Below are 19,662 nucleotides of genomic sequence, written 5' to 3'. Positions count from 1 at the left end.
GGAGTGTTCACCTTGCCTGAACCACTCACTGTGCCATCCGCGCTGACCGCGCAAGTTGAACGCCTAATCCCCAGCGCGCGCCTTGGTCGGTTGGGCCGCCTGCGTCGTGGGCTTGAAAAAGAGGGGCTGCGGGTCGATGCCAATGGGCACATTGCCCAAACGCCGCACCCCCACGCGTTAGGCTCTAAATTGACGCATCCGCATATCACCACCGACTATTCAGAGTCGCTGCTGGAGTACATCACCCCGGTCTACTCCCAGCCGAGTGAAGCGCTGTCGTTTCTGTCTGACCTGCATACCTTTACTTATCACCACCTGCAGAATGAATGGATCTGGCCCGGTAGCATGCCATCACGGCTCTCAGGTAATGATAGCGTGCCGATTGCCGACTACGGCTGCTCCAATGTCGGCACCATGAAGCATGTTTACCGCAAGGGGCTGGACATGCGCTATGGCCGCATCATGCAGGCGATTGCGGGCGTTCACTACAACGTATCGTTGCCGGATGATATGTGGCACGCCCTGCGCGAGATGGAAAAAGCCACCAACATCCCGCTTAACGATTACCGCTCCACCCGCTATTTTGGCATGATCCGTCACTTCCGCCGCCATAGCTGGCTGTTGCTGTATCTTTTCGGCGCTTCACCCGCCATCGATAAGAGCTTTTTGCCTGACGACAAAAAAGTGCCTGAAAAGCTGCAGTCACTCAGCGACGACACCTATTTTGCGCCCTACGCGACGACGCTACGTATGTCCGATCTGGGCTATCAAAACAAGGTGCAGTCGCAGCTTAAAATCTGTTTTAACTCGCTATCTAACTACGTCAACACCCTGCGTCATGCCATTTCATCGCCATGGCCGGACTATGAAAAGATGGGCGTTAACGTCGATGGCGAATGGCGGCAGCTAAACGCCAATATTCTGCAAATCGAAAACGAGTACTACAGCGATATTCGCCCCAAGCGTGTTGCCAAGCACAACGAAACCCCTAGCCAGGCCCTTGAAGCCCGTGGCGTGGAGTACATCGAAGTTCGCTGTTTGGATCTAAATCCTTTTGATCCTCTCGGTGTGACCGAAAACCAGATGCGCTTTGTGGACACCTTCTTGATGTGGTGCCTGCTCAGCGACAGCCCCTGGATCTCCGATGAAGAGTGTGACCGCTTAGACGACAATCGTCGCTGGGTAGTCGAGCGCGGCCGCGACCCTGAGCTTAAGCTGTTTAATCATGGTGAAACGACGTCGGTGCGTGAGTGGGGCGAACAAATATTCGCCGAGATGGGTGAAGTCGCCCGCCTGTTAGATGCCGTCGAAGAGGGAAGTCCTCATGCTGACGCACTGGCAGATCTCGCTCCACGCCTAGCGGACCCTTCGTTAACGCCATCAGCACAGGTGCTCGAACGTCTCAAAGCGAACGGCGGCTCGCTAAGTGATTTAATGCTTAGCCTAGCCCAGGAACAGGCGGAACAGCTGAAAGCAGAACCTATGCAGCGCAGCCGTGAAGCGCTACTTGCTCAACTGATTGAAACCTCGCATCAGCAGCAGCGCGATATTGAAGCCGCTGATAAGGAAACCTTTGAAGCGTTTCTAGAGGCCTATTTCGCCAAGGCGCGCGAGTCCCGAGCCTTGTCCGCGTTGCCATCTGAGGCTCATCAATGATCCTGCATACATATCGTTCGGTTGCCCTGGCCGGTTTGGCCTTCTGCGTTCTAATGATGGCGGTGGCGCTTGGCCTGGAGCATATCGGTGGCTTTGAGCCTTGCCCGCTATGCATCTTCCAGCGTGTCGCGGTCATCGCGGCGGGCATTGTGTTTGCCATTGCTGCCATCCACAGCCCGGCCGGGCGGGTCGGTAAAGTAATTTACGCAGTGCTGGCGCTGGCTGCCGTAGGCACCGGTGCCTTTATCGCCGGGCGTCACGTCTGGCTGCAAGGCTTGCCCGCCGATGAAGTGCCTTCCTGTGGTCCCGGGCTTGATTACATGATGGACATCCTCCCCATGCAGGATGTCGTGGCCATGGTGTTAACGGGCTCGGGCGAGTGCGCCAATATCGATTTCTCGCTGTTAGGCCTCTCGCTACCCGCCTGGACGCTGATCGGATTTGCCATTCTGGCAATCGCCCCGCTGCGTATGCTGTTGATGAAAAGCCGGGGTTAGTAGGGCGTCAGCGATAAGGAGATGTACATGCTTTATCAACATTTTGCGACTCAAGAAGAGATCGATCGCGCCTACGACCCGATGATGGGTCGTGCCCCGGCGGTGTTGGTAAAGGATTGGCGTGAGCGCAGTGAAGCATCAAGAGTTAACAACCGCACAACGCTCGATCTGCCTTATAGCCCAACGCTTGCTGAGCGCATGGATCTCTTTCATGCCGATGCACCTCATGACGAGCATCCAAAAGCCCCGGTGCATGTCTTCTTTCACGGCGGCTACTGGCGCTCACTGAGCCATCGTGAATTCAGCTTTATTGTCGATGATCTGGTGAACGCCGGTATCACCGTCGCGGTGGTCAACTACGCGCTCTGTCCGCAGGTACGCTTTAGCGAACTGGTACGGCAGAGCCAAGCAGCGATTGCCTACCTCTACAAGCATGCTACTGAGTTAGGCGTCGATCAGGAACAGCTGAGTATTTCGGGACACTCGGCGGGCGGGCATCTATGCGCCATGCTGATGTCGACGGATTGGGAGGGTTCGTATGGTTTACCGAACCAACTGATTCGCGGCGCCCTCTGTATCAGCGGGTTATACGACTTGCGGCCCTTTCCATGGTCATGGCTGCAGCCCAAGCTTCAACTCAGCGGGCGGGATGTGCAGGAGTTCAGCCCATTATGGCTGCCGTGCCGGGTGCCTGCGCCTATAAAGCTGGTGGCTGGAGCGGGGGAGTCTGAAGAGTTTGAAAGGCAGATGAGTAGCTACGCTGAGCATTTGAGCCAGCAAGGCCAAACCGTTACCCAGCAGCTACTTCCCGACGTAGATCACTTCTCGATTCTTGAGCACTATCTCAACGATGGCTGCTTTGTTGAGTGGATTAAAGCATTTCACGCCTAAACGCCCAGGTAACGGTCGCGAATAGCGCTGTCCAGCGCGGCTGGCTTGCCGTCCCACACCGTGCAGCCTTTTTCCAGAATGGTGCAGCGATCAGCGATGGGTAGAATCTCACTCAGCGACTTATCCACCAGCAGCGTGGCCTGCCCCTGCTCCTTGAGCAGGCGAATCGCCCGCCAGATCTCCTGGCGAATCACTGGTGCCAATCCTTCGGTGGCTTCATCCAGCACCAGCAAGCGCGGGTTAGTCATTAGCGCACGGCCAATGGCCAGCATCTGCTGTTCGCCGCCAGAGAGCGTTTTGGCCATTTGTACGCGGCGCTCTTCCAGGCGCGGAAATAATGTTTCCACTTTCTCCAGCGTCCACTCGCCCGGGCGGGCCGTGACCAGCAGGTTTTCGCGTACCGATAGGTTAGGAAAGCAGCGACGACCCTCCGGCACCAAGCCAAGCCCCGCCTTGGCGATGCGGTAAGCGGGCAGACGACGTATGTTCTGCGACTCGAACACAATTGTGCCGCGGCTAGCTGGGGTCAGCCCAAAGATCGAGCGGATAGTGGTGGTCTTGCCCATGCCATTGCGGCCCATCAAGGCAACCATTTCACCGGCCGCGACCTCGAACGTCACGCCGAATAGCGCCTGGGAAGGGCCATAAAACGTCTCAATATCAGCAACTTTAAGCATCAGAATCTCCCAGGTAAGCTTCCCGAACGCGCGGGTCCTGCTTAATTGTCTGGCTGTCGCCATGGGCGATGACGCTGCCAGAGACCAGCACCGAAATACGGTCAGCCAAACGAAAGACCGCTTCCATATCGTGTTCGATCAGAAGAATGGGCACTTCCAGCTTCAGTGCCTCGAGCAGCTCGGTTAGCTTTGCTGAACCCTCTGGGCCCAGGCCCGCCATGGGCTCATCCAGCAGCAGGGCGCGAGGCTTAAGTGCCAGAGCGCAGGCGACTTCCACCTGGCGACGCTCGCCGTGGGAAAGCTCGAATACCGGTGTCCAGGCGCGGTGGCTGAGCTGCATCCGTTCCAGCGCCTCATAAGCTGGCTTTAGCAGCTGTTGATCCCTGGCGACGGGTTTCCAGAACCGAAAACTGTGACTCTGTAGCGCTTGTACGCCCATCATCACATTGCGCATCACTGAAAGCGGCTCAGCCAGCGATGACACCTGAAAGCTCCGTCCCAGCCCAAGACGTGCGCGCTCGGCTATGCTCATAGTGGTGATGTCGGTGTCAGCCAGATAGACGCGCCCCGCGTCGGGGCGCAGGCTACCGGCAATCTGCCCGATCAGCGTCGATTTACCCGCGCCGTTGGGGCCAATCAGGGCATGGATTTCACCTGGCCTAAGATCCAGCGAGACATCGTTGGTCGCCTGTAACGCGCCAAAACGCTTGTGCAGCTTTTGCAGTGAAAGGACAATCTCACTCATTGCGCTCACTCCCTGCTAGCCAACCCATGACACCGTGCTTAGCAAATAGCACAACGCCAAGCAGCACCAACCCCAGGAAAAGCTGCCAGTACTCGGTAATGCCACCCAGGAAGGTTTCCATCATCACAAACAGCACCGCCCCGGCCAGCGGGCCATAAAGGCGCCCCACACCCCCCAGAATGACGATGACCATTAGCTCGCCGGAGAAGTGCCAACTGAGCATCGACGGGCTGACGAACCCGTTCAGGTCCGCGTAAAGCGCTCCAGCAAGCCCGGTAATCGCCGCAGAGATAACAAAAGCTACCAGACGAATGGGATACGGGCTGACCCCCGCCGTTGCCAGTCGTACGTCATTCAGCCGTGCCATGGTCAGCGCGGCGCCAAAGCGGGATTTCATCAGCCGCGAAGTCAGCGCCATCGCCAGCACTAGCCCGGTGAAGCAGATCAGGAAATAGGTCAACGCATCACTGCTGTCGACCAGGGGCAGCGTATTGCGGATATAGATAGGCAGCCCATCCTGGCCGCCGTAGGTGGGCCAGGAGTTGGCAAAGTAGTAGATCATCTGCGCAAAGGCGAGCGTGATCATGATGAAGTAGACCCCGGTGGTGCGCAGCGAAATGGCACCGATCGCCAGTGCTAGCAGGGCGCATAGAACCACAGCGGCCAGCCATACCACCAACAGGCTATCGCTGCCCGGCACGCTGAAGGGCCAGCTCATGAAGGGCGTCAAGTCGAAGGCATGGTAGGCGCTGATGCCTGCCACATAGCCACCCAGGCCAAAATAGGCTGCATGACCGAAGCTCACCATGCCGCCATAGCCAATCGCCAGATTGAGCCCGACGGCTGCCATGGCAATGATAGTGATCCGCGAGGCCAGATTGACGTAATAGATGTGGCCCAGAAAATAGGCGGCCACAGGCAACAGCAACAGCAGGCCGAGCAGAATCATCTGGACCAGGCCTTTGCGGTCGAAGTGGCTATCCGCGTCGGTGGCTGGCGCAGCGTTCTTGGAAAGGGAAGTGGTATTAGTCATTGGCAACAAACAGTCCCTTGGGCTTGAACGCGAGGATGACGGCCATGAGGATATAGATCAGCATCGCAGCCAGTGATGAACCGACCCCAGTGGCTTCGGAAGGCGGCATGAATGTTTGGAAAAAGAGCGGTAGGTAGACCCGTCCCAGCGTATCGACAACCCCCACCAGCAGCGCACCGAATAGCGCGCCCTTGATTGAACCGATCCCGCCGATCACGATGACCACGAAGGCCAGGATCAGCACCGGCTCGCCCATGCCGACCTGCACGGACTGCAACGCCCCCACCAGCGCCCCGGCCAGGCCTGCCAGCGCAGCCCCCAGGGCAAACACCACGGTATACAGCTTGGCAATGTTGACTCCCAGCGCGCCAATCATTTCGCGGTCGCTTTCTCCGGCCCGAATACGCATGCCTAAGCGTGTTTTAGAGATCAAAAAGTAAAGGGCTATCGAAATAACAATACCCACGCCAATCAGCATTAGCCGATAGATGGGATAGCGAGTATCGCCGGGCAGGGTGACAAACCCGGTTAGCCAGGAAGGCGGGCTAAGCAGCATCGGCGACGACCCGAAAATCCAGCGAGTGCCTTCGGAAAAAATCAGTATCAGTGCAAAGGTCGCCAACACCTGGTCAAGGTGCGGGCGGTGATAAAGACGGCGTATGACCAGCAGCTCGACCAGTGCGCCGACCAGGGCCGCGGCCGTCATACCCGCTGCCAGACCGATCAGAAAAGAGCCTGTCGAGGCAGTGACCGCCGCCGTGGCGTAGGCACCCACCATATAAAAAGAGCCGTGGGCAAGATTGATCAGCCCCATCACCCCGAACACCAGGGTGAGGCCGCTGGCCATCAAAAATAGCATCGTGCCTAGCTGAACGCCGTTAAGCAGTTGCTCGATTAGCAGGGTAACGGACACGTTGGTTAACCTTGACGAAGGTGAAGAGAAGTGGCTGGATGCACGCACCCAGCCGAGGCGAGCTTACATTTCGCACTGTTCGTAATAGACGTCCTGGATATCTTCGATGGCGACACCGATCAGGCGATTGGTGGGCTCCCCATCGTCACCTTCAACGACTTCACGCACGTAAATATCCTGGATAGGGTGCTGGTTGGGGCCAAAGCGGAACTCACCGCGCACGCTGTCAAAGTCGGCGGCCCGCAGCGCTTCGCGGAAGGCATCTTTGTCATCAGGGTGGGCAGTTTCCAGCGCACTCAGAATCAGGTTGGCGGTGTCGTAACCCTGTGCCGCGTAAAGCGTTGGCATGCGGTCATAGGCTGCCTGGAAACCCTCTACAAAGCGTGCGCTGGCGTCATTTTCAAGATCGTAGGCCCATAGCGAGGTATTACGTGCACCAATCGCCGCACTGCCTACTGCTTTGATAAGAACTTCATCAAACGAGAAGGCGGCGCCAAAGATCGGCATATCGACACCGGAGCTCTCCCACTGCTTCATGAACGAGATGCCCATACCGCCGGGCAGGAAGAAGAACAGGCTGTCGGCATCACTATCGCGAATCTGGGCAATTTCAGCGGCGTAGTCGGTCTGGCCCATTTGGGTGTAAAGCTCGCCAACGACCTCACCTTCATACAGGTGCTTGAAGCCCGCTAACGCATCAGTACCCGCCGGGTAGTTGGGCGCCATGATGATCGGGCGCTCATAACCCTCTTCGCGCATGTAGGCACCCATGGCGCCGTGCAGGTTGTCGTTTTGGTACGCCACGTTAAAGTAGTTTTCGTGGCACATGCGACCAGCCAGATCGGAAGGGCCGGCATTGGGAGAAAGGTAGAAGGTGCCCTGACGGGTAACGGAGGGCACCACCGCCATCGCCAGGTTGGACCAGATGATGCCGGTCAGAATATCAACATCATCACGCTGTATAAATTCATTAGACAAACTGCGCGCCAAGTCAGGGCGTCTAGCATCATCCTGAATCAGTACTTCCACATCGTCGCGGCCAGACTGCTCAAGCGCCAGCATGAAACCGTCGCGAACGTCCACGCCCAGGTGCGAACCGCCGCCTGAAAGGGTGGTGATCATGCCGATCTTGACGTCATCGGCATGAGCTGTTACCAAGCTGGATGAGAGCAGTAAGCCAAGGCCAAAGCGGGATATCATTTTCATAGTGAGTTCCTTGTTTTAATTAACCCTTGCCGCATTTTTAACGAACATTATCTTGCTGAAACCCATCGTTTAGAACAACAGTTTAGAACAACAAACGTATCGACCATTTGGTTGCTGCTCATTTAGAACAGGCCATGTTATAGCCTATCGAGTGAGCGGTGTCGTCATAAGCGACGGCCCGGTAAATATCTGCTCGGCATTCTTTGCATAACCCTTTGCTCGCAATGCTGGCGCTAAAGTGAGAGCATCATTTCAGTCAGGGTTAAGTCATGACGATTAGCATGAAAACGCTAGTTATTAGGCATAGAAGAAAGGGTTATTATTAATGAACCTTTCGTACCAAGGAAACCGCACCCGCTGGGATTGACAGAGGTAGGTGGAGGCGCGACTCTAAGCCTATTCGTTATTTAGACCGGCTAATGTTAGTTAAATCGGTGAGTTTAAGGAGAAACCCCATGCTCGAAGATTGCAAAAATGCCCTGGAGCGCTGGGGAGGCGTACATACCCTGATCGACCGCTGGCTGGATCAGCGTCGACAGTTGTTAGTCAGCTTCATTGAGCTGAAAGAGGCGTGTGACGCTGAACTGGAAGCGGTGAGCAAAGCACCTATTGATACCTTCAGTGAGCTACTGATGGATTACATCAGCGCTGGGCACTTCGAAATCTATCCTCAGCTGTCGGAAGAGGCGCAAGCCTTTGGCGATGATGCTGCGCTGGTTATCGCAGAGAAGCTGCTCGAGCGTCTGGAAATGTCAACCGAGATGGTTCTGGAGTTTGATACCGATTTCGGCTCTACCCTTAGCTGCGAGCAAAATATTGCCCGTTTGCCTGCCTGGATCGACCGTCTAGCGCGTGGCCTTACCGAACGCTTCGCGCTGGAAGACCAGCTGATCGCACGCTTACACGCCGCGCATAGCCCCGAGCACGCCAAAGCCCCCGCTTAATATTCTCATTTTGCCGGGGAGCGCAGCTTTAGCTCGCAATCCTCTCGCGCCGCAACTTACCCCCAATCACCAGCATGCAGGGGGTAAGCAGCAGTGTTAGCGCGGTGCCGAAGGTGAGGCCACCGGCGATGGCGCTCGACATTTGCGTCCACCACTGGGCGGAGGGCGCATTAAAGCCGAGGGCAGGGGTAAACAGATCGACATTGATCCCCAGCACCATCGGCATCAGACCTAACACCGTGGTAATCGCCGTTAACAGCACCGGACGAAGGCGTAAGCAACCCGCTTCCAGCGCGGCCTCGCCGGGCGTCATACCTTGGCCGCGCAGCTCGTTGTAGGTGTCGATCAACACGATGTTGTTATTCACCACGATGCCCGCCAGGGCAATCACGCCCATCCCCACCATGACAATGCCGAAAGCCTGGCCGGTAATCAGCAGGCCCATCAGCACCCCCGCGGTGGAGAAGACAATTGCCGAGAGCACCAACCCCGCCTGATAGAAGCTGTTGAACTGAGTGACCAGAATCAGCGCCATCAGGCCAATAGCAATCATGAACGCGCTGGCCAGGAACTGCATCGACTCCTGCTGATCCTCCTGCTCGCCTGCCACATTGACCATTAAGCCGTCAGGCAGGCTATCGCGACCCGCCTCTAGCAGCGCCCGCAGGCGCTCATCGGCAAGATAACCGGGAGCGAGATCCGCATCGATGGTAATCGCCCGGCGACCGTCGATACGGTTAAGGGTGCCCACCTTTGGTGCCGGTTCAAGGGTCACAAAGTGCGAGATAGGCACCTGACCCCGCTGGGTATTGATGGTCAAGCGCTCCAATTGATCCAGCGAGCGCCAGTTTTGCGGCAGGCGCACGCGGATATCCACTTCATCGCTGACTTCGGGCGGGCGATAGCTCGCCACCTGCAGGCCCGTGGTCAGCAGTTGCACCGCGCTACCAATGGTCGTGACATCGGTGCCCATGCGCGCCGCGGATTCGCGGTCCACATTCACCTGCCACTCCACGCCGGGTAGGCTGCGGTTATCCTGAATGTCGGTAAAACCGCCCAGTTCGCGCATTAACTGGGCTAACTGGTTAACGCCTGCATCAGCGACGTTAGGATTCGTGGCGCTCACCTCCAGTACGATGGGTTTACCGCCGCCAGGGCCCATTTCCTGCTCCTGGAACTCCAGCGTAATGCCGGGAATATCCCGGGCGCGCTCGGCCATATCGTCCAGAATCGCCTGGGCAGGGCGCCGCTCATGCCAGTCGATAAACTGGAACTGCAGCATACCAACCACATCACTGCCCATTTGCTCGTTAGGCACTGCAAACGAGCGTGCATAGAGCGCTCTCACTTCGCTCATGCCGGAAAGCTTCGCCTCTACCCGCTGGACAATGGCATCGGTCTCCACGGCGGAGAAATCACCCCGGGCGCGTACCAATACCTGGGCGCTATCAGGCTCTACGCTGGGGAAAAAGTCGACACCGTGGTTGAAACGCGCATAGCCGGTATACAGCAACACCATCAATAGCACGGTGACCAGCAGCACCCAGGCCGGGTGCTTAAGCAGCCTGGTCAGCAGGTGGCGATAGCCGCGCCCGAAGGACGTTGTGGCCTCTTCATTGTTAGCCGTTGATTGTTTCGTGTCGGTGCGGGTAAACAAGCGCCCTAAGGTAGGCAAGAACACCAGCGCCATGGCCAGCGATGCCAGCAGGCATAGAATCACTGTGGCGGGCAGGTACTTCATAAACTGCCCCACTACGCCGGGCCAGAACAGCAGGGGAATAAACACCGCCAGCGTAGTGGCCGTCGAGGCAATCACCGGCCAACTCATTCGCGAGGCAGCATTGAGCCACGCTTGATGGGGCGTTTGACCATCGTGGAGATAGCGGTCGGCAAGTTCACTCACCACAATCGCACCGTCGACCAACATACCAGCCACTAAAATCAGCGCAAACAGCACCACGATATTGAGCGTAAACCCAAATGCCCACACCAGCAGGATGCCGGTCAAGAAGGCGCCGGGAATAGTCAGGCCTACCAACAGTGCCATGCGCCAGCCCATCACCGCGACCACCACAATCAGTACCAGTACCACGGCGGTGAGTACGTTGTTGAGCAGCTCGGAGAGCATATTTTCAACGGTGGTCGACTCATCCAGAATAGTGGTGAAGCGAAGCTGCTCAGGCAATAAATCATCGGCTTCCGCCAGGCGCTCTCGCACCGCGCCAATGGTGGCGATGATATTGGCCCCGGCACGTTTGGAAACTTCCAGTACCACCGCAGGCTGATCATCAATACGGGCAAAGCCCGCGGGGTCTTTGTAGGTAGGGTTGATCCACGCCACATCACCAAAGGTGACGACGCGATCCTCATCCACCTTGACTGGCATATTCATGACATCGTCAAGGGATTCAATAATACCGGGGACTTTTAATGCCAAACGTCCCGCGCCGGTATCCAAACTGCCTGCCGCCACTAGGCGGTTATTGCGCGATACCTGATTAAACAGCGCATCAAAATCGACCCCATAACTCTCCAGTACCAGCGGATCAACGACGATTTCCAGCAGGTCTTCCCGCTCACCGGCTATGTCCACTTCCAGTACATCGGCGATGCCTTCGATCTCTTCCTGCAGGCGCCGTGCAATCGTCATGCGTTCGCGGGTATCCAGTTGCCCGGAGAGGCCGATAGTCAACACCGGAAATTCCGACACGTTGACTTCCATGACCCGCGGCTCATCGGCCTCGTCAGGCAGCTCACTACGGGCAATATCCACGCGATCACGCACGTCGGTTAGCGCGGTATCGGGGTCAAAGCCAGGGTCGAACTCCAGCGTAATCGAACCATGGCCTTCGCTGGACTGGGCGGTAAACTTGCGCAGTCCCTCAATGCCGCGCAGTTCCTGCTCCATGGGGCGGATCAGCAGCCGCTCGCCATCCTCGGGGCTCACACCCTCCAACGACAGCGAAACGTAAATCATTGGAATGGTGACGTCGGGGTTGGCTTCCTTGGGAATCATCTGCCAGGCAGTGGTGCCTGCCAAGAGCAGGCTTACCAGCAGCAGTAACGTCGTACGGGAGTGGGCTAGCGCCGCATTAATTAACTGGCGCATGAACGCTATCCTGCCCGGCTTGCGGTTGCGAAATAATGGCGTCTTCAGCAGGCACCGGTGTCACCGTTTCGCCGGTATCCACCATGCCAGCGCCTAGCGTAATCAGGCGTAGCGGATCGGGTAGGCCGGTCACATAGGCGCGCTGTATATCGGCGCTCACCAGTTCGACAGCGGTCTGCTGTACCTGATCGTCCTCATCCAGGTGCTTGACGGCCAGTTGGCCCTCACTGTTCAAGCTGAGCAGGGCAGGCGACAGAGTGTGCACCTGGCGGGGTGGCAGCGTAATCGTCAGTTCCGCACTACCACCGGCAAGACGTTTACCCGCCGGGTTATCCAGCGTAGCTTCGATGTAAAAAGTGCGCGTGGCCTCTTCGGCGCGGTGGCTGATAAAGGTCAGCTCGCCTTCAAGGTGGTCGCCATTGAGTAATCGTGCGGTGACCGGCAGCCCCTCGCTTAAATCGCCTACTTGCTGCTGGGATACCCAGGCGGCACCCTTCAAGCGGCGGTCGTCCACCAACTGGGCCCACTCTTCTCCGGGCTGTAACAGGTCGCCTACCTCTACCTGCACGCGATCGATCACACCATCAAAAGGCGCAGTGGGGCGGCTGTCATCCAGTTGCTTCTGCAGTTGGGCCACCGAGGCGGCGCTGGCACTGAGAGAACTCTGCAGGCGCAAAAGCTCGGGCTGCGAAATCAGCTCCCGCTGGCGCAGGTTGCGTGCCCCGGCATACTCCGCCTCAGCCACCGCTAGCTCGTCCCGGGCCTGCTGCAGTTGTTCCGGCAGGGCGTCGTTATCCAGGATCAGTAGCGTATCGCCCGCCTCAACGCGGCTGCCCTGGGCAACCGGCTTTTCGGCCACAAAGCCTGCGACGTTGGCTCGCAGGGTGGTTTCGCGTTCAGCGGTCAACTGGCCTTGGATAATCTGTTGGGGAATAAACGGCGTACTCTGCTGCACCGCAATTTCGACCCGTGGCCCCGTGTCGTTGCGGGCAGAGGCTTCCGGTGTACTGGTTTGGAAGCGCTGGAAATTACCAAAGGCGAGCCATATCACCAGCGCCAGCACCAGTAAGCTAGCCAATGCATAAGAGAACGGGATTTTTCGCATGGAGCGTCCATGTCCTTAGCAAAACAAGAAAGGTGGGCATAAAATGGAAGATACCATAGCGCAACTCAACCTTTTCAGCGAGTAGCAAGCCGCTGAGTGAATGGCAAGTATGGTAAATGGGTAGTAGTCTCTTGTCTGATTGAGTTTTTCCCCGGCTGGGCATACCATCTTCGCGTCTTGAGTTCTGTTGAGCCACTCCTCAGGCGAGAACCAACCCTAGGCGAATCTATCAAGGAGCAATGATGAAAGATCCAGTACGTATTGCGATTACCGGCGGCGCCGGTCAGATCAGCTACTCACTTATTTTCCGCATCGCCGCAGGCGACATGTTGGGGCCGGATCAGCCAGTCATTCTCCAGCTGCTCGAAATTCCCCAGGCAATGGACGCCCTGAACGGCGTGGTAATGGAAGTTAACGACTGTGCTTTCCCGTTGGTTCAAGACATCGTCGCAACCGATGACCCGAACGTCGCGTTCAAAGACGCTGACTTCGCTCTGCTGGTAGGTGCACGTCCGCGTGGCCCAGGCATGGAGCGTAAAGACCTGCTGGAAGCCAACGCCGCGATCTTCTCCGTACAAGGTAAAGCATTGAACGATCACGCTAGCCGTGATGTGAAAGTGCTGGTCGTGGGTAACCCGGCTAACACCAACGCGCTGATTGCTTCCTGCAACGCGCCGGACCTGGACGCAGGCCAGTTCACCGCGATGACGCGTTTGGACCACAACCGCGCCCTGACCCAGCTGGCACAGAAAACCGGCAAGCACGTCACTGACGTTGAAAACATGATCATCTGGGGCAACCACAGTGCTACCCAGTATCCGGATCTGGCCCAGTGCAAAGTCGACGGCAAAGCAGCGTTCGATCTGGTTGAGCGCGACTGGTACGAAAACGACTTCATCCCCACTGTGCAACAGCGCGGCGCGGCAATCATCAAAGCACGTGGCGCCTCTTCAGCCGCTTCTGCTGCTTCTTCAGCCATCGACCATATGCACGACTGGGCGCTGGGTTCCAAAGGCATCGTCAGCATGGCGATTCCGTCTGACGGCAGCTACGGCATCGAAGAAGGCATCATCTACTCCTACCCAGTGCGTTGCCAGGGTGGCAAGTATGAAATCGTTCAAGGCTTCGAAATTGACGAATTCAGCCAAGAGAAGATGAAAGCCACCGAGAAAGAACTGCGCGAAGAGCGTGCAGCCGTCGAGCACCTGCTCGGCTAAACGCGCCTGCTGACGCTGTAATATAAGTGGCAATAAACGCAACCCGGCCCTGCAAGCATAGCTTGCAGGGCCGGGTTGTTGGGTGGAAAAAAAGCAGCCGACAAAAAATGGCGCTCAAGTCTTCAACAAAGTAAATTATCAGGTCAGAACAACCTTTGGCGGGGACGCTGCAAACCCGGTTATGGTCGCTATATTCGCCATCGGATCGCCATATGAATGCGGAATAGCATGGAGCCTTTTTCGGCCATGGCGAATGACCCCTGCTACGGGTTGGTTCTGCTCTAGTCCAAGATTGTTTCTAGTGCTTCAATCAAGCTATCCATCTCATCATCGGTGCCGATGGTGATGCGTAGGAAGTTGTTGAGGTCTGATGTATTAAAATGGCGCACCAGGATACCTCGCTCACGTAGGTCCATAAATAGCTGAGCACCTGCATAATCAGGGTGTTGGGCAAGCACGAAGTTAGCCTTCGAGGGCAATACCTCAAAGCCTAGCGCTTCAAGGCGCTGATGGGTACGCTCACGCGTGGTAATGACATGCTCGCGGCAGGCTTCGAAATGCTCGACATCTTTCAGAGCGGCGATGCCTACTAAGCTTGCCAGACTATCCACTGGGTAAGAGTTGAAAGAGTCTTTTACCCGCAGTAAGCCATCAATCAATTCCTCAGAGCCCACCGCATAACCCAGCCGCAAGCCTGCCAAACTGCGGGACTTAGAAAACGTACCGGTGACAAGCAGGTTAGGGTAGCGATCAATCAGCGTTACAGCACTCTCTGCACCGAAATCGACATACGCCTCGTCCACCAGCACTACGCGATCTGTGACGCGCTTAAGCAGTGCCTCTATCGTCGCGAGCGAGTGAGCGTGTCCGGTAGGGGCGTTTGGATTAGCGAAAATAACGCCGCTGCGGTTAGTAGCCGCCGCCAGCGCATCAATATCGACTTCCCACTGCTTATTGAGCGGATGCTTACGCAGCTCAACGCCATAAAGATTGGCGTAAACAGGGTAAAAGCTATAGGTAATGGCAGGCACGTCAAGCGGCGCCTGATGGCAAAAGAAGGCCTGAAATGCGAACGCCAACACTTCATCGGAACCGTTTCCGACAAACACTTGGCTGCTGGCTACCTTAAATGTCTCCGCCAGCGCTTCACGCAGTGCTTTAGAGGTAGGGTCAGGGTAGAGGCGCAGATGGTCTGTTGCATAATCGCGCAGTGCCTTACCGACGCCTGGAGCAGGTGGGTAAGGGTTTTCATTGGTATTGAGTTTAACAAGCTTCTCGCGTGGCTGCTCACCGGGCACGTAAGGCGTAAGTTCGCGAACGGCCGGACTCCAGTATTGGCTCATGAGGGTAACCTGATTATCCTAGCAAGGTATGCCATGGTCGCTTGAAGGCCAACTCAGCGCAAGCATTCGCATCGCGCTAGGGGTGTGCGTTGCACCTTGAAGCGGTTATGCTGTCACAAGTGCGCGTAAATGAATGTGATGTCCAACACGAGATGAAGGAGACACTCTATGCAACTTAAGAGTTTGCTAGCCGGTTCGGCTATGTTGGCACTATTAGCTGGCTGTGCAAGCGGTCCGATGGAACAGCAGCAAGAGGAAGCAGCGACCGCACAGGCTAATTACCAGGGCTCGCTACCTTGCCGCAACTGCGATGGTATCGATCTGGATGTCACGATGATGGGTGAAGAGATGAGCGCGATGGAAGAGCGCACTTTCACACTGAACGCTACCTACCGGAACCATCCCCAAACCCCTCCCGATGAAAATTATGCGGGTAACTGGGAAGTGCTGACCGGTACGCCGTCTGACCCAGACGCCACCGTTTACGAGCTGACGCCAGATGGCGATGGCCAAATCTATTACTTCATGCGTATTGATGAAAGCACGCTGGAATTGATTGACCCAGAACGTCGTCGTTTTGAAAATGGTGAAATGTTGCAGCTAAAGCGCCAATAACGCGCTAGTCAGCAGTATCAAAGGCGGCCACTGGCCGCCTTTTGTGTTTGTCGAGGCAAGGCCTGACGCGAGTGGCAATGGCCAGTGGCTGTTAATGCAGGTGGCAACGTAGTGAATGTTGTCAAATAGCGATAGCAACAGTAGGAGTGTAATGGCAGTGGCCAAAGCTAAAAGCGCCTTTGTATGCACTGAGTGCGGTGCTGAATATCGCAAATGGCAAGGGCAGTGCAGTAGTTGCCAAGAGTGGAACACCCTAAGCGAGGTGCGTTTAGAGAGTGCACGCCCTGGTGGCGGAGCAGCCTCTGGGCGCTCAGGCTACACAGGTGATCTCTCGCGAGAAGTGATCGATCTTGGCAATGTTGATCTCAGCGAGGTTCCTCGCATGAGCTCCACGTTCGCTGAGTTTGACCGCGTGTTAGGCGGCGGGCTGGTACCCGGTTCGGCGGTTCTGTTGGGCGGGAATCCAGGCGCAGGTAAATCGACGCTACTGCTACAAACGGCCTGTAAGCTAGCCCAGCAGCGACGCATACTCTATGTGACGGGGGAGGAGTCGCTCTCTCAAGTAGCCATGCGTGCCCACCGCCTGCAACTGCCCACCAACGGTTTGAAAATGCTGGCCGAGACCAGTGTGGAAACCATTCTGGCGGTATCTGAGCGTGAAAAGCCGGAAATTCTGGTAATCGACTCGATCCAAACCATGCATCTGGAAGACATTAGCTCTGCGCCTGGTGGCGTTGCTCAGGTGCGCGAGTCAGCCGCCGCGTTAACGCGCTTTGCCAAGAAGACCAATACCGTTCTGTTATTAGTGGGACACGTGACTAAAGATGGTTCGCTGGCGGGCCCTAAAGTCCTTGAGCATATGATCGATGCCTCGCTGTTATTAGAAGGCGGCGCAGACTCACGCTTTCGCACCCTACGTGGTCAGAAAAACCGCTTTGGTGCCGTTAACGAGCTGGGTGTCTTCGCGATGCTTGAGCAGGGCCTTAAAGAAGTCAAAAACCCCAGCGCGATTTTTCTCTCCCGCCAAGAAGTGCAAGCGCCCGGCAGCTTGGTAATGGTGGTTTGGGAGGGAACGCGGCCAATTCTGGTCGAGGTGCAGGCACTGGTAGATGAGTCTGCGCTTGGCAATCCCCGACGGGTAGCTGTCGGCGTTGATCAAAATCGCCTGGCCATGCTGTTGGCAGTGCTCAACCGCCACGGTGGTCTGTTTACCGGTGACCAAGACGTATTCCTGAACGTTGTCGGTGGTGTCAAAGTGCTTGAAACCAGCGCCGATTTGGCAGTACTGCTGGCAGTAGTATCTAGCCTGCAAAACCGCGCGTTGCCCAAAGAGTTAGTGGTATTCGGTGAAGTTGGGCTTTCCGGCGAGATACGCCCGGTGCCTAGTGGCCAAGAGCGTATTGCCGAGGCGGCCAAGCACGGTTTTCTGCGTGCCATCGTGCCGCGGGCCAATGCACCCAAGCAGGCGCCAAAAGGCATGGAAGTGATCGCCGTGGATAAGCTCAGCGATGCGCTGGAAGCACTGTAGCATGTGCCATACTGCGTTAAACTGATGATATCCCCTAAGTGCCAAGGAGAGACACGATGAGTTCGATTCGCTTGACCCAATATAGCCACGGCGCCGGCTGCGGCTGCAAAATTGCCCCGGACGTGCTGGATGGGATTCTAGCCAAAGCGGGGCCAGCTGCGGGTCATAAGCAGCTTATTGTCGGCAATCAAGGACGCGAAGATGCTGCCGTGTATGATCTGGGCGATGGCCGCGGCATGATCGCCACCACGGATTTCTTCATGCCGATTGTTGATGATCCCTTTGATTTTGGGCGTATCGCGGCGACCAATGCGATCAGCGATGTTTACGCCATGGGCGGTACGCCGGTAATGGCGTTAGGCATTCTAGGCTGGCCATTGGATAAGCTTAGCGCTGAAGTGGCCGGTGATGTGATGGCCGGAGCGCAGGCGGTGTGTCGTGAGTTAGGCGTTGCCTTAGCAGGCGGTCATTCCATTGATGCTCCCGAGCCAATTTTCGGGCTCGCCGTTAACGGCTTGGTCGATCTAGACAAGCTCAAGCTTAATAGCACCGCCAAACCTGGTGATTTGCTGTTCTTAACCAAGCCGCTGGGTATCGGTATGTTAACCACCGCCGAAAAGCGTGGCTTGCTGGAAATGGGCCACCATGGCCTTGCCCGTGAAACCATGCTCAAGTCCAACAGCATTGGCGTAAAGCTTGCCGATGTGAAGGGGGTAAATGCCATGACCGATGTGACCGGTTTCGGGCTGGCTGGCCACCTTGCTGAAATGTGTCAGGCCAGTAATGTGATGGCCCAGATTGATTTTCGTAAGCTGCCGCGCTTAGCCGAGGCCGAGTCTTACCGCCGCCAAGGCGCAGTACCTGGCGGTACGCTACGCAACCGTGATGCGCTGGGTGAAAGCTTGCCCGCCATGGATGAGGCTCACTGGCAGTGGCTGTGTGATCCACAAACCTCTGGCGGATTGCTCATTAGTGTCGATCCTGCCTGGGAGGATGACGTTGAGCGCATTGGCCGCGAGTTCGGCCTGTCGTTACAGTCATTCGGTGTCATGAAAGCGCGCCAAGGTAACGCCTCTATTGAGATGGTCGGGTGACGTTAGCCACCCGACCTGCGGCATTAAGCCTAATCAAAGAAGAGCGGCCGCTAATAGACGTACGTGCCCCGGTCGAGTTTGCTCAGGGCGCACTGCCTGGTGCCGTCAATCTGCCGTTAATGATTGACGATGAGCGCCGTCAGGTGGGGATAGCCTATAAACAGCAGGGCCAAGCCGCGGCAATTGAGCTAGGCGAACGCTTGGTCAGCGGTGAGGTCAAGCAAGCTCGAATTGCAGCGTGGCAGACGTATTTAGCCGAGCATCCAGATGCATTGATTTACTGCTTTCGCGGTGGGCTGCGCTCACAAATTGCTCAGCAGTGGTTAGAAGATGCTGGCATCTCAAGACCTCGCTTGGAGGGTGGTTGGAAAGCCATGCGCCAAGCGCTATGTGAGCGTATTGAGACGGCCGCACTGCAGCCGATGCTGGTGGTCGCAGGGCTGACTGGGTGTGCAAAAACCACGCTGATTAATCAGCTCGATAACGGCGTCGACCTGGAAGCCTATGCACACCATAAAGGCTCTGCCTTCGGCCGCAGGCCCGAAGAGCCCGCCACCCAAATCAATTTTGAGCATGCGCTGGCCAAACGATTAATCAGCTTAACTGAAGGGCTGGTTATCGAAGACGAGTCCCGCCAAATTGGCAGTGCCAATATTCCCTTGAACTTCTGGCGAGCATTGCAGCAAGCACCCCGTGTACTTATTGAAATGCCGCTGGGTTGGCGCCTTGCTCAGATCCAACAGGATTATATTATCGATTTAGAGCGGGCTTATGCTGCTCGTTTCGGTGCCTATCAAGGCTGGCAGCTAATGCAGGCACAGCTGAGCAATGCGCTTATTCGTCTGGGCAAGCGTTTGGGTAATGCACGGCTGCAACGTTTACAGCGGCTTCAGGCACTGGCATTTAACGAACATGTCCACGGAAATCCCCAGGCCCATGAGGCTTGGCTCGCGCCACTGCTTACCGAGTATTACGACCCGCTTTATCGCTACCACCTGGAAAAACGGCGTGAGACGGCGCCGCCGGAAATACATGTCGGTGATTGGGATAGCTGCCTGGCGGTGGCCAGGCAGTGGAACAGATAATGGC

Annotated in this window: 17 protein-coding genes; 9 read left to right on the top strand and 8 right to left on the bottom strand. The window is 56.6% G+C overall.

Features of this window, described 5'->3' with window-relative positions; translation table 11 throughout:
• Positions 1 to 12: 12 nt before the first annotated feature.
• From gshA to Q3Y66_RS16130, 3 genes are read left to right on the top strand one after another with little or no spacing between them, the layout of a single operon-like run.
• Positions 13 to 1,656: a glutamate--cysteine ligase gene (gene gshA, locus Q3Y66_RS16140; RefSeq protein WP_008957650.1), complete on the top strand. Its 1,644-nt coding sequence runs from the start codon at positions 13 to 15 to the stop codon at positions 1,654 to 1,656.
• Positions 1,653 to 2,153, top strand: coding sequence for a disulfide bond formation protein B (locus Q3Y66_RS16135; protein WP_008957649.1), 501 nt, complete (start codon positions 1,653 to 1,655; stop codon positions 2,151 to 2,153). The genes gshA and Q3Y66_RS16135 overlap by 4 nt, the downstream gene beginning before the upstream one ends.
• A 27-nt stretch (positions 2,154 to 2,180) precedes the next feature.
• On the top strand, positions 2,181 to 3,044 hold the full coding sequence (locus tag Q3Y66_RS16130; RefSeq protein ID WP_008957648.1) for an alpha/beta hydrolase: 864 nt from the start codon (positions 2,181 to 2,183) through the stop codon (positions 3,042 to 3,044).
• Here Q3Y66_RS16130 and Q3Y66_RS16125 read toward each other — a convergent pair.
• The 5 genes from Q3Y66_RS16125 to Q3Y66_RS16105 all read right to left on the bottom strand — a co-directional run bounded on the left by Q3Y66_RS16125 (position 3,041) and on the right by Q3Y66_RS16105 (position 7,618).
• Positions 3,041 to 3,721 (bottom strand): ABC transporter ATP-binding protein, encoded by a 681-nt coding sequence (locus Q3Y66_RS16125; RefSeq protein ID WP_008957647.1) that lies wholly within the window; start codon positions 3,719 to 3,721, stop codon positions 3,041 to 3,043. The genes Q3Y66_RS16130 and Q3Y66_RS16125 overlap by 4 nt on opposite strands.
• Positions 3,714 to 4,466 (bottom strand): ABC transporter ATP-binding protein, encoded by a 753-nt coding sequence (locus Q3Y66_RS16120; RefSeq protein WP_008957646.1) that lies wholly within the window; start codon positions 4,464 to 4,466, stop codon positions 3,714 to 3,716. The genes Q3Y66_RS16125 and Q3Y66_RS16120 overlap by 8 nt, the downstream gene beginning before the upstream one ends.
• Positions 4,459 to 5,499: a branched-chain amino acid ABC transporter permease gene (locus Q3Y66_RS16115; RefSeq protein ID WP_008957645.1), complete on the bottom strand. Its 1,041-nt coding sequence runs from the start codon at positions 5,497 to 5,499 to the stop codon at positions 4,459 to 4,461. The genes Q3Y66_RS16120 and Q3Y66_RS16115 overlap by 8 nt, the downstream gene beginning before the upstream one ends.
• Entirely contained in the window at positions 5,492 to 6,412 is a 921-nt protein-coding gene (locus tag Q3Y66_RS16110) for a branched-chain amino acid ABC transporter permease (protein ID WP_008957644.1), read from the bottom strand. Before Q3Y66_RS16110 ends, Q3Y66_RS16115 begins: the two co-directional genes overlap by 8 nt.
• Positions 6,413 to 6,475: 63 nt before the next feature.
• A complete protein-coding gene (locus tag Q3Y66_RS16105; RefSeq protein WP_008957643.1) occupies positions 6,476 to 7,618 on the bottom strand; it encodes an ABC transporter substrate-binding protein in 1,143 nt (380 codons plus the stop codon).
• A 455-nt stretch (positions 7,619 to 8,073) separates the two neighbouring features.
• On the opposite strand from Q3Y66_RS16105, the gene Q3Y66_RS16100 reads away from it, so the two are divergent.
• Positions 8,074 to 8,562, top strand: coding sequence for an Rsd/AlgQ family anti-sigma factor (locus Q3Y66_RS16100; RefSeq protein WP_008957642.1), 489 nt, complete (start codon positions 8,074 to 8,076; stop codon positions 8,560 to 8,562).
• A gap of 28 nt (positions 8,563 to 8,590) precedes the next feature.
• Here the strand turns inward: Q3Y66_RS16100 and Q3Y66_RS16095 are convergent, their stop codons facing one another.
• Both Q3Y66_RS16095 and Q3Y66_RS16090 read right to left on the bottom strand, forming a co-directional pair.
• Positions 8,591 to 11,671, bottom strand: coding sequence for an efflux RND transporter permease subunit (locus Q3Y66_RS16095; RefSeq protein ID WP_008957641.1), 3,081 nt, complete (start codon positions 11,669 to 11,671; stop codon positions 8,591 to 8,593).
• The gene (locus tag Q3Y66_RS16090) at positions 11,655 to 12,776 is read right to left on the bottom strand and encodes an efflux RND transporter periplasmic adaptor subunit (RefSeq protein WP_008957640.1); all 1,122 of its coding nucleotides are present in this window, start codon (positions 12,774 to 12,776) and stop codon (positions 11,655 to 11,657) included. Before Q3Y66_RS16090 ends, Q3Y66_RS16095 begins: the two co-directional genes overlap by 17 nt.
• A gap of 242 nt (positions 12,777 to 13,018) precedes the next feature.
• Between Q3Y66_RS16090 and Q3Y66_RS16085 the strand changes: the two genes are divergently transcribed.
• Complete coding sequence (locus Q3Y66_RS16085) at positions 13,019 to 13,993, top strand: malate dehydrogenase (protein ID WP_008957639.1); 975 nt, start codon at positions 13,019 to 13,021, stop codon at positions 13,991 to 13,993.
• A 281-nt stretch (positions 13,994 to 14,274) separates the two neighbouring features.
• Here Q3Y66_RS16085 and hisC read toward each other — a convergent pair whose 3' ends face one another.
• A complete protein-coding gene (hisC, locus tag Q3Y66_RS16080) occupies positions 14,275 to 15,336 on the bottom strand; it encodes a histidinol-phosphate transaminase (protein WP_008957638.1) in 1,062 nt (353 codons plus the stop codon).
• Between the two features lie 168 nt (positions 15,337 to 15,504).
• Here hisC and Q3Y66_RS16075 point away from each other — a divergent pair, with 168 nt between their 5' ends.
• The 4 genes from Q3Y66_RS16075 to mnmH all read left to right on the top strand — a co-directional run bounded on the left by Q3Y66_RS16075 (position 15,505) and on the right by mnmH (position 19,658).
• Positions 15,505 to 15,951, top strand: coding sequence for a copper resistance protein NlpE N-terminal domain-containing protein (locus tag Q3Y66_RS16075; RefSeq protein WP_008957637.1), 447 nt, complete (start codon positions 15,505 to 15,507; stop codon positions 15,949 to 15,951).
• 157 nt (positions 15,952 to 16,108) lie between these two features.
• Positions 16,109 to 17,479 (top strand): DNA repair protein RadA, encoded by a 1,371-nt coding sequence (gene radA, locus Q3Y66_RS16070; RefSeq protein ID WP_008957636.1) that lies wholly within the window; start codon positions 16,109 to 16,111, stop codon positions 17,477 to 17,479.
• 56 nt (positions 17,480 to 17,535) lie between these two features.
• On the top strand, positions 17,536 to 18,573 hold the full coding sequence (selD, locus tag Q3Y66_RS16065) for a selenide, water dikinase SelD (RefSeq protein ID WP_008957635.1): 1,038 nt from the start codon (positions 17,536 to 17,538) through the stop codon (positions 18,571 to 18,573).
• Entirely contained in the window at positions 18,570 to 19,658 is a 1,089-nt protein-coding gene (mnmH, locus tag Q3Y66_RS16060; protein WP_008957634.1) for a tRNA 2-selenouridine(34) synthase MnmH, read from the top strand. Before selD ends, mnmH begins: the two co-directional genes overlap by 4 nt.
• Positions 19,659 to 19,662: the final 4 nt, after the last annotated feature.

It is taken from the genome of Halomonas sp. HAL1 (assembly GCF_030544485.1).
Classification (GTDB): domain Bacteria; phylum Pseudomonadota; class Gammaproteobacteria; order Pseudomonadales; family Halomonadaceae; genus Vreelandella; species Vreelandella arctica.
This window is presented reverse-complemented; position numbering and strand designations above follow the sequence as displayed.

Coding starts and splice junctions, on each gene's coding strand:
- Q3Y66_RS16095 (WP_008957641.1), bottom strand. CDS start 11,671: ATGCGCCAGTTAATTAATGCGGCGCTAGCCCACTCCCGTACGACGTTA.
- Q3Y66_RS16115 (WP_008957645.1), bottom strand. CDS start 5,499: ATGACTAATACCACTTCCCTTTCCAAGAACGCTGCGCCAGCCACCGAC.
- Q3Y66_RS16100 (WP_008957642.1), top strand. CDS start 8,074: ATGCTCGAAGATTGCAAAAATGCCCTGGAGCGCTGGGGAGGCGTACAT.
- Q3Y66_RS16130 (WP_008957648.1), top strand. CDS start 2,181: ATGCTTTATCAACATTTTGCGACTCAAGAAGAGATCGATCGCGCCTAC.
- Q3Y66_RS16125 (WP_008957647.1), bottom strand. CDS start 3,721: ATGCTTAAAGTTGCTGATATTGAGACGTTTTATGGCCCTTCCCAGGCG.
- Q3Y66_RS16135 (WP_008957649.1), top strand. CDS start 1,653: ATGATCCTGCATACATATCGTTCGGTTGCCCTGGCCGGTTTGGCCTTC.
- Q3Y66_RS16085 (WP_008957639.1), top strand. CDS start 13,019: ATGAAAGATCCAGTACGTATTGCGATTACCGGCGGCGCCGGTCAGATC.
- hisC (WP_008957638.1), bottom strand. CDS start 15,336: ATGAGCCAATACTGGAGTCCGGCCGTTCGCGAACTTACGCCTTACGTG.
- Q3Y66_RS16120 (WP_008957646.1), bottom strand. CDS start 4,466: ATGAGTGAGATTGTCCTTTCACTGCAAAAGCTGCACAAGCGTTTTGGC.
- Q3Y66_RS16090 (WP_008957640.1), bottom strand. CDS start 12,776: ATGCGAAAAATCCCGTTCTCTTATGCATTGGCTAGCTTACTGGTGCTG.
- selD (WP_008957635.1), top strand. CDS start 17,536: ATGAGTTCGATTCGCTTGACCCAATATAGCCACGGCGCCGGCTGCGGC.
- Q3Y66_RS16075 (WP_008957637.1), top strand. CDS start 15,505: ATGCAACTTAAGAGTTTGCTAGCCGGTTCGGCTATGTTGGCACTATTA.
- Q3Y66_RS16105 (WP_008957643.1), bottom strand. CDS start 7,618: ATGAAAATGATATCCCGCTTTGGCCTTGGCTTACTGCTCTCATCCAGC.